This window comes from Arthrobacter pascens (assembly GCF_017052465.1).
Classification (GTDB): domain Bacteria; phylum Actinomycetota; class Actinomycetes; order Actinomycetales; family Micrococcaceae; genus Arthrobacter; species Arthrobacter pascens.
In genome coordinates this window covers 1-13,928 of the sequence record NZ_JAFHKT010000130.1, presented here as the reverse complement: position 1 = coordinate 13,928, position 13,928 = coordinate 1, and the positions used below count along the sequence as shown (strand labels likewise).

Below are 13,928 nucleotides of genomic sequence, written 5' to 3'. Positions count from 1 at the left end.
AAGGGCTCGTGGCCCTGCTGAACGATCATTTCGTCCAACAGGGCCACGAGCCTGGTTCGCTATGTCGAGAGTCAGCCTTAGTGCGCGTAGCCTGCCGCTGCCTCGGTGAGGGTCTTTCCCTTTGTTTCCGGAGCGAGCCACTGGGATAGTCCGGCGCCGGCGAGGGCGACTGCGGCGGCGATCAGCATGGTGGGGCCGGCGCCGAGGCTCTCCATCGACATCGGGAGGAGGAAGATGCCGATGCCTGCCCCGACGCGGCTGACAGCTGCCGCGAAACCGGTTCCGATCCCGCGGATCTCGGTCGGAAGGACCTCGCCCGGGTAGACGTTCGTCAACGTGTTGTACCCCGCGTTGAAAAACGAGAAGACCAGGAAGAGGATGAGCACGACGGGCGCCGGCGCGCCGGACCACAGGCCGATGACCGCGAGGACGACGGCGCACAGCCACTGGGTCGGGACGGTCAGTAGGCGTCGGCCGACCTTTTCGATCAGCAGGAACGTGATGACGACCCCAGCCAGGGCGACGGCGGAGAGCCCGACTCCGCCGGCGAGCCCTCCGGCGAGGCCGTACTGATTCAACACGCTGTCGGCGAAGGTGGCGATCGCGAAGTACGGTGTCACGGCGCAGAACCAGAACCCTGAAATGAAGAGTGTGGAGCGCCAGTACTCCTTGGAGAACAGCATCCCGAAGCTGCCCTTGCGAACGTCCTCGTGCTGGACGTCGTCAAGCGCGTCGTCGGGCATGTACCTCTTGGCGAGGGCTCGGGCCTCGTCCTTGCGGCCCACGCTCCACAGCCAGCGTGGTGACTCCGGCATGCCTAGCCGGGCGAGGAATATGGCCACTGCGATGAACGTACTCGTACCCAGGATGAAGTGCCAGCTCAGATCGGTGTACTCATTGAGCAGGTGGCCGACCAGGAACGCGATCATGAAGCCGCCGTACCAGGCGATCCCCATTGCGGCCATCAGCTTTCCCCGCAGATGGGTGGGTGAGAACTCAGCCATCAGGGGCCAACCGACCGCGTACTCGGTGCCGATCGCGATGCCCATCAGCAGCCGCACCACAATGAGCAGTGCCGGTGAGTCGACGAAAAACTGCATTCCGGACGCGATCGCGAACAGGCCGATGTCGAACATGAAAATCGGCTTACGGCCCCACTTGTCGGCGGCCCAGCCGCCGATCGGTGAGCCGATCAGGATGCCGATCAGGGCGGCCGCGGCGATCAGCCCCTGCCAAAACGCCGTGAGCTGGAGGTCCTCGGCCATCCTCCCCGACACCGGTCCGATGATGCCAAGGACGTAACCGTCCAGGACCATCCCGCCGATCAGGACGGTGACCATTCTGATCAGGAAGCGGCGTTTGCCTGCCGCCGAGGCATCGCCCCGATGGGCAGTTGCATTATCTATCGCTGACACTGTTCACTCCTGACGGCTGGGGTGCATGACATGGATTCCGCCTTGTTCGCGGCGCTGAGAAGTTGGCGCTGCTGCATGTTGACCTCCCGGTCAATGAAGGCACTGGGCGTGCTCGAAGCGATGGGCATGTTGTGCAGATTCAAGTCCGCCGGATGCCATCAGCGCGCCATGGCCCGCCCAATACGACTATGAGATTGTCCTTGCTCTAGGGAGGCGGCGTGATGGCAACGGACCACACAGGGGTCTCGCACCGCGCATCCTTGCCACCCTCCCTTGCCACGCTGCTCAACAACGTGACCTACACCACTAAAGATACATCATTGTATGATAAATGCAATACCTTTTCTGGCAAAGAACCGCCAGGCATGGGTGACGGACCTTTTATTGCCTCCGGAGACGGGTGTCCATCGCTCTATATTCCGGCTCGCGAAGCGTGGATACTCTGTGTGGTAAACAAGCGTTGAAGCACTGGAGGCCGCTCTTCCGTTGAGAACGCAGGACCCGCTTCATGGTGTTCGGGATCGGGTGATGAGTGATGCTGACGCGCTTCGGACTGGTGTTGCTCTCCGCTGCTTTGGTCCTGCTCGGCGGGTGCACGAACGAATCCGGGCGGGTGACAGGCCATTCAGGGCTGGTCGCGGGTTACGTCCTGACGGCACCGGTGTGTCCGGTCGAACGTGTTGGCCAGGAGTGTCCGCCGCGCCCCGTATCAGGGGCGGCGGTCGTTGCCCTGCAGGGAGACAGCGTCCGCAGCTCGACGCTCACGGACACGGCAGGGGCTTTCAGCCTGACGCTGCCCGAGGGCCGTTACGTCATTCGGGCGACCAATGTCGGCGGTTACGCCTCGACGGCTTCCGAGGCCGTGGTCGTCTCCGGCAATCCCGTCCACATCACGCTGATAGTTGATAGCGGAATTCGCTGAGCCCCGCTTTGTTTCAGCGGATCTGCTGGTCAGGGTTCTGCAGATCGTACAGCGTCCGTGATGCGCCGATGGAGTCTTTGTGCTGGTCCTGGTGTCCGCCGGAACTGAAGAAGACGACGTGGTTGTCACCCGCCATGAGAACGCCATCACGGCGGCCGAACGCGATGGGGTCCGACACATCGTGTACACAAGCCTCACCGATGCCGGCGACCACCTAGGATTCGCGCTGGCCCACCGCTGGACAGAACGCCGCCTCCGCAGCGGAACGGCGCAGTGGACGATTCTGCGGAACGGTCTCTACGCGGAACTGATCGGCCAGCTCCTGGCCCCCCGCGAAGGTGTCGTCTCGGCACCATTCGGGCAGGGCGGCGTCGCCGCGGTCGCCCGGGATAATCTGGCAGAAGCGGCGGCCATCATCGCCTGGAACCCCGAAAAGCACCAAGGCAAGACCTACAACCTCGTGGGGAACACCGTCATCACGGCGCAGGACCTGGCTGACACGGTGGGGGCGGAATACCGGCCGGGCAAGCTCAGCACACTGCGGCCGGCCCTGGACTCTGCACCGCTGCTGCCCTTCCAGTCCCCTATGCTGCTCTCCATCCATTCCGCCGCACGCCATGGATTCCTCGAGGAAACAGGCACCGACATCACCGACATCCTTGGACGGGAACCCGTCCACCCACTCCACATTTGCCGCCGCCGCGACCGCCTGACGAGCAGGGAGTATGGCAGCCATAGGGTGCCGAACGTGCCCTACCTGTCGAGCTCGTTGGAGTCGAAGAGGCCGCTGATAAGGTCTCCGAGGCGCGACCAGTGTTCGCCTGACATCGCGGCGGCTGCTTCGGCGTCGCGTTGTTCGCAGACGCTGATCAGTTCGTCGTGGTGCTTGATGGTTTCCTCGCCGCCCAAGAGTCCTGAGAACTTTCGGTAAAGGATTCTGTGGAGTTGCGGGTGGAGCTGCTCGATGATGCGCTTGATGACAGGATTTCCCGCGGCGTCGATGACCACGCCATGGAAGGCGTCGTCGGCCGCCAAGGCTTTGGAGACGTCCTGTTTTTTCACTGCCGCAGCGAAGTTGCGGTTTGCCTGCCGCATTGTGTGGAAGTCGCGTTCGGTAAGTTGCGGGACGGCGGCGGCCATCGCCACGGTATCGAGCGCCTTCAGGACAGCCAGATTGGCTGCCACGTCGTGTTGGTTGAGTGTCGAAACCCGCGTGTATACGCCGGGCTTGGACTCTATGAGTCCGCTGTCAACTAGCCGCGTGATGGCTTCGCGCACCGGGGTTCTGCTGAGTCCGAGCATTTCAGCGAGCTCTGCGTCTCTGATCTTCTCACCCGGTGCAAGCTCGCCCCGGACGATGGCATCCCGAAGGCGTTCGTAAGCTGCGTCGCTCATCTTGGGTCGTTCAACAGTGCTGGCGCGAACTAGTGGCATATTGGATACTGTACTCTGCGTCACTGCCCCAATAGAACGCGCCGGACCACCGCGGCCGCCAAAATCTCAGCGGGGTCGATGAACGGCACCGGAATGTCAGCGCTTGAAAGTCCAACAGGAACTTCTGTGCAGCCCCCGATGATGGCCTGGGCACCGGCCTCGATAAGCCCCAGTGCAGCGCGCGTGAGCTGCGGCCGGACCTCCGAGCTGGACTTGCCCGCTTTGATGGCCCGAATGGAGCCCATGACAAGATCCTCCTGGCAGTCATCTGCGGGTGTAATGACAGCGACACCGTTCGCTTCGAGCCAGGACTGGTACAGGCCGGCCTTCTGGGTACCGGTCGTCGACAGCAGCCCCACCTTTTGGACAGGTGGCGCAAGCTGCCGGACATACTTGGCCGTCTCCTCGATCATGTGGATGATCGGAACGTCAACCTGGCTCTGAACGGCCGCAAGGAAGGCGTGGGCAGTGTTGCATGGGACCGCCAGCATCTCAGCCCCCGAACTTTTGAGCAGCTTGGCGCCGGCAATCAAGGCCGGTGTTGGATCTGCGCCTTGCGTAAGAAGCGCCTCTGTCCTGTCGGGAATCGTGGGGTCTGACCAGATCAACACCCTCAAGTGTTCCTGATCTCGCGAAGCAGGGGTCGCGTGCACCAGCTTGAGATAGAAATCGGCCGTTGCTTCAGGACCCATGCCTCCGAGAATCCCTACTACACCGCGCGCAGCCGGGGCTCCCTTTACCCCAACACCGCCGACGGCGGGTATGGGCACCATGGGCGGAGGCGCGTGCCTTGTCTCGTCGAACAGAGTCGTCGTCGGAATCGTTCCTACCGGGAATGTGTCCATGCCTCCAATATATTGCACACTGCGTATCAGGTAAAACATCCCAGTCGTGGAGTTCATAAAAGGCGGGGAAGGGAATCCACGCGCCCTTGACGTCAGTATGCGATATATTGCACACTGGACGCAGTGAGATGCAGCCCACACTCTCAATCCAACTTGGCCAGCATCAGCCCTGAACGTTTGACCGTTAGGACTCATCATGAAAAACAAGACAACGTTATGGATTCTTGCCGCACTCGTGGCTGGCATCGCGGGCGGACTGCTGTCTCACTGGCTCCTCCGCGAAGGTACGCGTGACGGACTCGTCACCATCCTGGACACCGTGACACACATGTTCCTGAACCTGATCAAAATGATCATCGCACCGCTGATCTTCGCCACATTGGTCTCCGGCATCGCCGGAGCAGCCAAATCAGCAGGAGTCGGGAAGCTCTTTGCCCGTTCACTGCTCTGGTTCATTGCTGCTTCCGCCCTGGTAGGAGCCTTCGGCTTCATAACGGCACACCTCCTCAACGTCGGCGCGGGTCTGCACCTGGCGCCCACGGGTGAAGCTGGAATCGAATCCAAACCCATTGACTATCCGTCATTCATCACCAACATCATCCCTACCAGCGTCTTCGCCGCACTGACGAGCAACAACCCGTTACAGATCCTCGTCTTCGGGGCACTGTTCGGCATTGCGCTCCTGAACATGCGCAAGAAGGGGCATTCCTCGATCGCGAATGCCGTCGATGAACTGATGGAAGTCATGCTCAAGGTCACCGGGTACGTCATGCTTGCCGCGCCCATCGGCGTCTTTGCAGCTATTGCCGCAGCCTTCACCGCCGAAGGATTCGACGCCTTCGCAACTTACGCCTCGTTCATCGGCGGCTTCTACGTATCCCTCTCCGGGCTGTGGGTGATTATGATCGCCGTCGCCACACTGTTCCTCGGTAAGGCGGCATTCGGCCTGGTGCGCGCCGTCCGGGAACCCATGGTCATTGCCTTCGCCACCTCGAGCAGCGAAGCCGCACTCCCGAAACTCATTGAAGGGCTGACCACGTTTGGCGTCGACAAGCGGACCACCGGATTCGTCCTTCCGCTCGGCTACTCCTTCAACGTTGACGGTTCCATGATGTACATGACGTTCGCCTCGGTGTTCCTGCTGAACGCCTACGGCGTCAACATGGACCTCGGTCAGCAAATCGCGATGACAGCCATGCTGCTGTTGAGCAGCAAAGGCATGGCGGGCGTCCCCCGCGGTTCGCTCGTCGTCGTGGCTGCCGTCGTACCTGCGTTCGGTATCCCGGCCGCCGGAATCGCCGTACTGCTCGTCATTGACCAACTCCTCGACATGGGCCGGACAGCGACGAATATCCTCGGCAACGCCATCGCAACCGCCGTCCTCGGGCGCCGCCACGACAAGGCATCCCGTGCCGAGAACCAAGGCGTCGACAACCAAGGCGGGGAGGCCACTGTGGTCCTGGAAGAAGCAGAACTGACATCCGTCCGATAGCGGAGCAAAGGGCTGCATCATGCTGCGTGGTCCAGCAGGCAAAACGCTCGGCTGGGAATCCCAGCCGAGCGTTCCCTCCCCCTCTATCTGATTCCTTCCGGCGCCCATCTCTCGACCTGCCGTGCGTTGGTCGATAATGTGGCACGCAGATGTCGATTCCGGGCCATCCCCATCGACGCCCAGGTAAAGGCGGCATCCGGCCGCCGTTCACGCGAAGGAGCACGCCATGGGAATCCTCTCGGTCGACCTGTTCATCACCCTCGACGGCGTGTACCAGGCGCCGGGTGGCCCCGACGAGGACCGCGAGGGCGGCTTCGAGTTCGGCGGCTGGCAGGGTGCGTATTTCGACGACGAGACCGGCGAGGCGATCGGCGCCGGCATCAACCGCATGGACGCACTGCTGCTCGGACGCAAAACCTACGACATCTTCGCGGCGTTCTGGCCCACCCGGGGCGACGACGACCCGATCGCGGTGACGTTCAACGCCCTGCCGAAGTTCGTCGTGTCGCGCTCCCTGACCGACCCCGCGTGGGAGGGCACCACGGCGCTATCGGATGTCGCTGAGGTGGCCGCGCTGAAGAACCGGTTCAACGACATCCACGTCATCGGCAGCGGCGACCTCGCGCGATCGCTGCTCGACGCCGACCTCGTCGACCGGCTGAACCTCTTCCTCTACCCGCTCACCTTCGGATCGGGCAAGCGGCTGTTTGCCGACGGCACTGGCGTGCCGGCGGCGTTCCGGCTCGCGCAGCCGCCGCAGTCGTTCCCGAAAGGTGCGGTCTCCCTCATGTACGAGCGCGCGGGCGCGCCGATCACCGGCGTCGACATCAGCCAGGGGTAGCGATCCATCGTTCAGCATCCCCCTAACTGGACAGCTCTCCTCCTGCTGTCAGGCGGGGCTACGCGGCGGCCGGCGTTACTGGCTCAGTTCACATGTGAAGCCAAGGAAGCGCGCCACTGGGTCCGCCGGACTATCGATTGCTACTTCTCAGCGATCCTCGCAAGCAGCGCGTCGAGGCCGGCCTGCACAGCGTCGTACGTTCCTGCGGCGTCAAGGTCGCGCGCGAACTGCTCGTTGAGCCCTCCGGGCGTAGTGTGTGCCTGGGCGAGGGCAGTGAAGTCAGCGCCAGGCGAGTCGAGTTCGCCGGACAGGGCCGCGAAGGTGTCGGCGACGTAGCGGCGCGCCGCTGCTGTCGGAATGCCGCGGCCGGACAGCCAGTCTGCGATCGTTCCGAGGTAGCGAAAGTACGCCGCGACCGTGGCGGATGCCGCGGACACCGATTCATATGCCACCTCGTTGGCGATCTCCAGGCTCCCGCCAAGCCGGTCGTACACCCCCGTTGCCGCCGGCGTCGCCGGGAACACGGGTGTCACGCTTCCGCGGGTCGCCACGGCGCTGAGCGGGATGCTTCGTGCGATGTCCGTCGCGGGCGCGACCAGTCCGGCCAGCTGCGCGAGAGGGAGTCCGGCTATCGCGCTGACCACGGCGTGGTTGGCGCGGAACTGCAGCCCACCTAGCACCTCTGCGGCGTGGATGGGCAGCAGGCAGACGACCACCACCTCACTGTCGTCCACGACCTGCTGGTTGTCCCTGGCCACCCGCACCGATGGCAACCGGGCCGCGAGCTCTGCCGCACGTTCGGCATTCCTTGGGGAAAGCACGATCTCTGGCGGGTCGACCACCCCGTCACAAAGCCCAGTGACGATCGCCGTCGCGATTGAACCAACTCCAAGGATGCCGTAAGAAGTCACCGGACGACCCTACCCCACGACCGGCGCCGGCGACATCCTGTTCGGGAGCGCCGTTCAGCCAGCGGCGTGACACTTATTCCAGCAGGACCGTTGCCGCTGAAACGCGAAGCAGGGCTCTGGTTTGGGGGCGCAAGCAAGGGTAGCGTCGTGTGGAGAAGTGGCGCTGACAGCGGGCGCGCTCCAGGGACAACGGCAGCTTGAGGGGTCCGCGATGGCTGGTTGGAATGCTGATACGGCGGCCGGTCCGCTCGGGGCCGGGACTGTCACTTTGGTCGAGGGATCGTCCTTCTGTATTTCACTGCCCAACGGGGACATCCATGCCGAACATCCGCATGGCCTTTTCGTCCAGGACGCCCGGATCCTTTCCGGCTGGAGCCTCATGATTAACGGCCAGCCCCTTGAGCCGCTGACTGCGGAGACGAAGGAGCCCTACCGTGCCCTGTTTGTCGGGCGGGTTTCCCGCTCGGACGGGTATGCGGACAGCCCGTTGATCGTCGAGCGGCTGCGCGAAGTGGGGGCGGGATTTCAGGAGCAGGTCACCGTCCGCAACTACTCCCCTAAGCCCTCCGAATGCGTGATCTCCCTGAAGATTGAGGCGGATTTCGCCGATCTTTTCGAGGTGAAAGAGGCGCGGATCCAGCGGCACTGGGACGAAATCCGCGAGACCGATGGCAGCGCGCTGACCATCCGGGCGGCCTGGCAGGACGTCCGGAAGGGCGTCGCCATCCAGGCACCTGGTGCAGACGTTGGGCCCGGGGCCCTGACGTACCGCGTATCCGTCCCGCCGCACGGCCACTGGAGCACCGTCCTGACCGTGGTGCCCAGCACCGAGGGAGCCATTTCCCCGGCGGCTTTTGTCCATCCTGACGGGGACGGATTGTCCCCCCGGGACCGGCGCCGGCGGGAGTGGGTGGCGAAGATTCCGGTGCTGCAGATGGGCAACCGGTCGATTCAACGGACTCTGCGTCGCAGTTACGACGATCTGGGCGCCCTCCGGATCGAGGACCCTAACCATCCGGACCGTGTGGTGGTGGCAGCCGGCGCACCCTGGTTCATGACGCTGTTCGGCAGGGACTCGCTGTGGGCTTCAGCGATGGCGCTGCCGGTGGATCCTTCCCTGGCCCTGGGCACGCTGCAGACCCTGGCAGACCGCCAAGGGAAGGCGGTGGACCCGCTGTCGGAGGAGGAACCGGGCAAGATCCTCCACGAGGTCAGGCTCGACGTTTCCAGCGGGTTATCGCTGGGCGGCAAGTCAAACTACTACGGCAGCGTCGATGCCACACCCCTGTTCCTGATGGTACTTGGAGCGGTCAGCCGCTGGGGATTCGCCGCCGAGACCATAGCTGCCCTGCTGCCCATGCAGACCCTGCCCTGGAATGGATCATGAATTACGGGGACAAGGACGGGGACGGGTTCGTCGAGTACGAGCGCCTCAATGACCAGGGGCTAATCAACCAGGGTTGGAAAGATTCCTGGGACGGGATCAACTTCGCTGACGGCACGCTGGCCGAGCCTCCGATCGCACTCTGCGAGGTCCAGGCCTACGTCTACGTCGCCTATCTGTCGCGCGCGTGGCTGGCGTACGACGCCGGGGACACAGCTCTGGGAAACGAACTCGCCGACCGCGCCGCGCAGCTGAAGAGACGGTTCAACGAGCAATTTTGGATACCCGAGCGCGGGTACTACGCCATCGCCCTTGATGGCAAGAAGCGGCAGGTCGACGCATGCGCGTCGAACATGGGGCACTGCCTGTTGCAAGGCCTCATTGACGAGGACAAAGCCCCACAGGTGGCCGAGCGGCTGATGTCCCCGGAAATGTTCAGCGGTTGGGGTGTCCGTACACTAGGCAGCGACATGGGCGCCTACAACCCGGCCAGCTACCACAACGGATCGGTGTGGCCCCATGACAATGCAATCGTCGCAGCTGGCCTGCTCCGCTATGGCTTCGTGGCCGAGGCGCAACGGATCGCCACCGGCATGCTGGACGCAGCCGAGCATTCCGACGGTCGTCTCCCGGAGCTGTTTTGCGGATTCAGCCGGGAACAGATCACCGCCCCCGTCCCCTATCCGACGGCGTGCTCGCCGCAGGCATGGGCAGCGACGGCGCCGATCCAGCTGGTGACGAGCCTGATGCGGTATGACCCCGTCGTTTCCGCCGGCGGTGTGTGGATGGATCCCGTCCTTCCGGAGTCCTTCGGGGACCTGCACATCACCAACGCCCCGCTGGGCGGTGGCCGCATCACCATCGACATTGACAATTCCGCCCCGTCCGTCCAGGGACTGCCCGAAGGAATGGTGTTCCACCGGGGGCACCGTCCGTGGATGTCAGAACTGGTCGAGGAGGCTGCCCGCCGCCGAACGGAAAAGCGGCGCCAGACGGACCTGCCGCCCTTGGGCTGACTTTTTCCTCTATCCTGCCAAACGCCCAAGAGCTACCAACTCGACCAACACGTGGCAGGATACAACCGATGATCACACGAGATGACGTACTCGCCGCCGAGAGGCGAATCAGCAAACATGTCCGGCGCACGCCCCTGCTCCGCGGCGGCAGCTCCTCTGCTCCGCTGTGGCTCAAGTGCGAATTCCTGCAACACACAGGGGTCTTCAAAGCCCGTGGAGCTTTCAACCGTCAGCTCGCCGCCCTGGAGCGCGGAGAGCTCGACCCCGCCGTCGGCGTCGTCGCCGCGTCCGGCGGAAACGCCGGACTGGCCAACGCATACGCCGCCGCCGCTCTGGGTGTCCCCGCTACGGTGTTTGTACCCGAGAACGCCCCGCGCGTGAAGGTCGAGCGGCTCCTTGCGTACAAGGCGACGGTCCGGCAAGCCGGCGCCGAGTACATCGATGCCTACGAGGCAGCACAGGAGTACGTTGCCCAAAGCGGTGCACTGTTTTGCCACGCCTACGACCAGCCCGAAATCGCCGCCGGAGCCGGCACCATCGCCGAGGAAATCCTCCAGGACGAACCCGGCATCGACACCATCGTCGTCGCCGTCGGCGGGGGCGGCCTGTACGCGGGCTTGGCTGCGGCGGCAGCGGGCAGGGCGAGGATCGTGGCGGTGGAACCCGTCACTATCCCTACCTTGCATGCGGCGCTGGCGGCAGGCCGGCCGGTCGACGTCACCGTTTCCGGTGTCGCCGCAGACTCCCTGGGAGCACGCCGCCTGGGCGACATCGCCTTCAGCATGGCTTCGCAGGAACCGCCTGTGTCCGTGCTGGTCAACGATGACGCCATCATCGCCGCCCGGGCACAGTTATGGAGCGAGTACCGCATCCCCGCCGAATACGGGGCCGCGACGGCCCTCGCCGCTCTCACCTCCGGCGCCTATGTGCCCCAGAAAGACGAACGTGTAGCCGTGATTATCTGTGGGGCGAACACCGACCCCTGCACCCTCGGCGACCCAACCCCCTAGGCACCGCACCGCGAGGGCGTAACGGGCCCACGCCGGTCACTGCCCGCCCACCTCGCACAGCTTTGTGCCCTATCTTCCTGCTGAAGTACTGCGGGCGGCCGCCCACGGAATCGGAATCGGCTTGTCCCTGCACGTCGCTTCATGGTCGGCGTGGTCCGCCTCCGTCACAGCCTGATCTCCGCGCTGCCCGTTCGAAGGCCCGCGCAGCATTGCGGAAAATGACTGCACTTTGCGCCGTGCGAACTGCGGTGACCGCCGATGTCAGGCGGCTTCGCACCCGACCCCGCGCGCTCCTATGGTGAAGCCAAGACTTCCACACGCCGCTCCCTGGTTGAGCTTCGCGACCCGCATCTGAAAGAAGGAACCACCTTGGCTCTTCCCAAAACCGTCCGGGCCGTCACGGCCGGGATCGCCGCACTGACACTCGCCAGCGTCCTGGCCGGCTGCAGCGGAGGCACGAACGCCACGACGGCCGCTGACGCCACGGGTACGCCTGTTACCGGCGGCACCTTGGTGTACCTGGAACAGCAGGCACACACCAACCTGTATCCCCCGGCCGGCGGGTTCTACCCCAACGGCGGGATCCTGAACCAGATCACGGACAAGCTGACCTACCAGGACCCGGAAACGCTGAAAATCGAGCCGTGGCTGGCGGAATCCTGGACCAGTAACCCCCAGCTGACGGAATATACCTTCAAGCTCCGCAGCGGGGTCACATTTTCCGATGGAACGCCGGTGGACGCAGCCGCCGTCGCCCGTAACTTCGACACGTACGGCCTCGGCAACAAGGCGCTGAACCAGCCCGTGTCCGAGGTGATCAACAACTACGACCACAGCGAGGTCATCGACCCGCTAACTGTGAAGTTCCACTTCAAGAAGTCCTCCCCGGGCTTCCTCCAGGGCACGGCCACCATCGGCTCGGGCATCGTGTCCGTCAGCACGCTGGACCGGAAGTTCGACGATTTGGGGAACGCCAAGAACATCATTGGCAGCGGTCCGTTCACCGTCGCCAGCGAAGTGCTGGGCAAGGAAGTTGTCCTGAAGGCCCGGGCAGACTACAACTGGGGGCCGAAGACGGCAAAGCACCAGGGCCGCGCTTACCTCGACACCGTCAAGATCGTGGTGACCCCGGAGGACAGCGTGCGCACCGGCTCGCTGCTGGCCGGGCAGGGTGACCTGATCCGGCAGGTGCAGGCCTACGACGAGAAGCAGGTCGCTGCGAAGGATTACAAGCTCTTCGCTCCCGGCACCCGCGGCGTCAACGACAGCGTCGTGTTCCGCCCCGACAACGCCCTGGTGTCTGATGTCCGGGTCCGGCAGGCACTCTTGAAGGCCACCGACACGAAGGAGGTCGTGGAGACCATCTTCTCGGAAAACTACCCGGCGGCCACCTCGGTTCTCGCCAAGGAAGCAACCGGCTACGTTGACCTCTCCGCCAAGCTCGGCCACGACCCCGAGAAGGCCAAGGAGCTGCTGGACGAGGCCGGGTGGAGGGTCGGCGCTGACGGAATCCGCAGCAAGGACGGCGCCACGCTGTCGCTGACCATTTACGAATCCCTGCCGCAGCCCCAGAACAAGGCGGTGCTGCAGCTCGTCGCCCAGCAGTGGGAAAAGGTAGGCGTGAAGCTCAACGTCCTGGCCGGCGATTCCGGCAGCAAGACGGTGGACAACCTCGACCCGGAGAAAACCCCGGTGGCCGTGGCGATGGTGGGACGGGCCGATCCGGACGTCATCAAGAGCCAGTTCTATCCCAAGAACCGTGATGCGCTGCTGCAGAAGGGCGGCAGCAGCCAGAAGGTCAAGAGCTTTGTGGATGAAAAGCTCAACACGCTCCTGGAAACAGAAACCGCCCGCACCGATCCGGAGCAGCGGCTCAAGGACGTCGCGGACATCCAGAACCACCTGATCGACCAGGCCCTCGTGATTCCGATCTTCGAAGAGCCCCAGGTCTTCGCGGCCGCCCCGTACCTGCAGGGACTGGCGTTCGAAGCTGTAGGCCGCCCAAGCCTGTACGGCGTCTGGCTCGCAAAGCACTGACATGCAGCGCTACCTTCTGAGCCGGATAGGGCAGGCCGTACTGGTGCTGTGGGCTGCCTTCACCATCGCCTTTGTGCTGCTCCAGGCACTGCCGGGCGACGCCCTCCTGATCAAGTACCAAAATCCTGACATGGGGCTAAGCCCCGCGGAGATCGAGGATATCCGCGCATCCTACGGCGCGGACACGCCGCTGATCCTGCAGTACGTGCACTCCCTGGGCGGCTTCCTGACCGGAAACCTCGGCTATTCGGTGCAGGCGGGTGTTCCCGTTGTGGAGCAGCTGGCCGCCAACGTCCCGGCCACGCTCGCCCTGGCCGGACTGGGATTCTTCGCAGCCGTGGTCCTGGCGGTGGCCATCGCGTTCCTCTCCAGCCTGGCACCCTTCAGCTGGCTGCGGAACGCGATCCAGTCGCTGCCCTCGCTCTTCATCTCGGTGCCGGTCTTCTGGCTCGGCATCGTGCTGATCCAGGTCTTCTCCTTCCAGCTGAAGCTCATCCCGGTCATCAACCCGCCCGAGGCACTGGGGCTGGTCCTGCCGGTGGCCACACTGGCCATCCCGATCTCGGCTCCGCTGGCGCAGGTGCTGATCCGCAGCATCGACGACGTCCGCACGCAGCCGTT

General features: G+C 64.0%; 12 protein-coding genes and 1 pseudogene. 7 read left to right on the top strand and 6 right to left on the bottom strand.

Going from position 1 to position 13,928, the window contains the following annotated elements; genetic code table 11:
- Positions 1-77: 77 nt before the first annotated feature.
- A complete protein-coding gene (locus JYA52_RS09305) occupies positions 78-1,415 on the bottom strand; it encodes an MFS transporter (RefSeq protein ID WP_205652904.1) in 1,338 nt (445 codons plus the stop codon).
- A 535-nt stretch (positions 1,416-1,950) separates the two neighbouring features.
- On the opposite strand from JYA52_RS09305, the gene JYA52_RS09300 reads away from it, so the two are divergent.
- A complete protein-coding gene (locus JYA52_RS09300) occupies positions 1,951-2,337 on the top strand; it encodes a carboxypeptidase-like regulatory domain-containing protein (protein WP_240460154.1) in 387 nt (128 codons plus the stop codon).
- A 13-nt stretch (positions 2,338-2,350) separates the two neighbouring features.
- Here the strand turns inward: JYA52_RS09300 and JYA52_RS09295 are convergent, their stop codons facing one another.
- From JYA52_RS09295 to cuyB, 4 genes are read right to left on the bottom strand one after another with little or no spacing between them, the layout of a single operon-like run.
- Positions 2,351-2,515, bottom strand: a complete 165-nt coding sequence (locus JYA52_RS09295; protein WP_205652902.1) for a hypothetical protein — start codon at positions 2,513-2,515, stop codon at positions 2,351-2,353.
- Between the two features lie 36 nt (positions 2,516-2,551).
- Positions 2,552-3,073, bottom strand: coding sequence for a hypothetical protein (locus JYA52_RS09290; RefSeq protein ID WP_205652901.1), 522 nt, complete (start codon positions 3,071-3,073; stop codon positions 2,552-2,554).
- Positions 3,074-3,090: 17 nt separating this feature from the next.
- A complete protein-coding gene (locus tag JYA52_RS09285) occupies positions 3,091-3,732 on the bottom strand; it encodes a GntR family transcriptional regulator (protein ID WP_205652900.1) in 642 nt (213 codons plus the stop codon).
- Between the two features lie 59 nt (positions 3,733-3,791).
- On the bottom strand, positions 3,792-4,673 hold the full coding sequence (gene cuyB, locus JYA52_RS09280) for a cysteate racemase (protein WP_205652899.1): 882 nt from the start codon (positions 4,671-4,673) through the stop codon (positions 3,792-3,794).
- A gap of 139 nt (positions 4,674-4,812) precedes the next feature.
- Between cuyB and JYA52_RS09275 the strand changes: the two genes are divergently transcribed.
- Both JYA52_RS09275 and JYA52_RS09270 read left to right on the top strand, forming a co-directional pair.
- Positions 4,813-6,108: a dicarboxylate/amino acid:cation symporter gene (locus JYA52_RS09275; protein ID WP_205652898.1), complete on the top strand. Its 1,296-nt coding sequence runs from the start codon at positions 4,813-4,815 to the stop codon at positions 6,106-6,108.
- A gap of 226 nt (positions 6,109-6,334) precedes the next feature.
- A complete protein-coding gene (locus tag JYA52_RS09270; RefSeq protein ID WP_205652897.1) occupies positions 6,335-6,949 on the top strand; it encodes a dihydrofolate reductase family protein in 615 nt (204 codons plus the stop codon).
- A 140-nt stretch (positions 6,950-7,089) separates the two neighbouring features.
- On the opposite strand, the gene JYA52_RS22930 is transcribed toward JYA52_RS09270, so the two are convergent.
- On the bottom strand, positions 7,090-7,860 hold the full coding sequence (locus JYA52_RS22930) for an NAD(P)-binding domain-containing protein (RefSeq protein WP_205652896.1): 771 nt from the start codon (positions 7,858-7,860) through the stop codon (positions 7,090-7,092).
- 211 nt (positions 7,861-8,071) lie between these two features.
- On the opposite strand from JYA52_RS22930, the pseudogene JYA52_RS09260 reads away from it, so the two are divergent.
- From JYA52_RS09260 to JYA52_RS09245, 4 genes and pseudogenes are all read left to right on the top strand, one after another.
- Positions 8,072-10,260 (top strand): annotated as a pseudogene (locus JYA52_RS09260) (amylo-alpha-1,6-glucosidase).
- A 68-nt stretch (positions 10,261-10,328) separates the two neighbouring features.
- A complete protein-coding gene (locus tag JYA52_RS09255; RefSeq protein WP_205652895.1) occupies positions 10,329-11,270 on the top strand; it encodes a threonine/serine dehydratase in 942 nt (313 codons plus the stop codon).
- 369 nt (positions 11,271-11,639) lie between these two features.
- Complete coding sequence (locus tag JYA52_RS09250; RefSeq protein ID WP_205652894.1) at positions 11,640-13,307, top strand: TIGR04028 family ABC transporter substrate-binding protein; 1,668 nt, start codon at positions 11,640-11,642, stop codon at positions 13,305-13,307.
- A 1-nt stretch (position 13,308) separates the two neighbouring features.
- The coding region (locus JYA52_RS09245; protein WP_205652893.1) for an ABC transporter permease at positions 13,309-13,928 on the top strand (620 nt) is incomplete at its 3' end.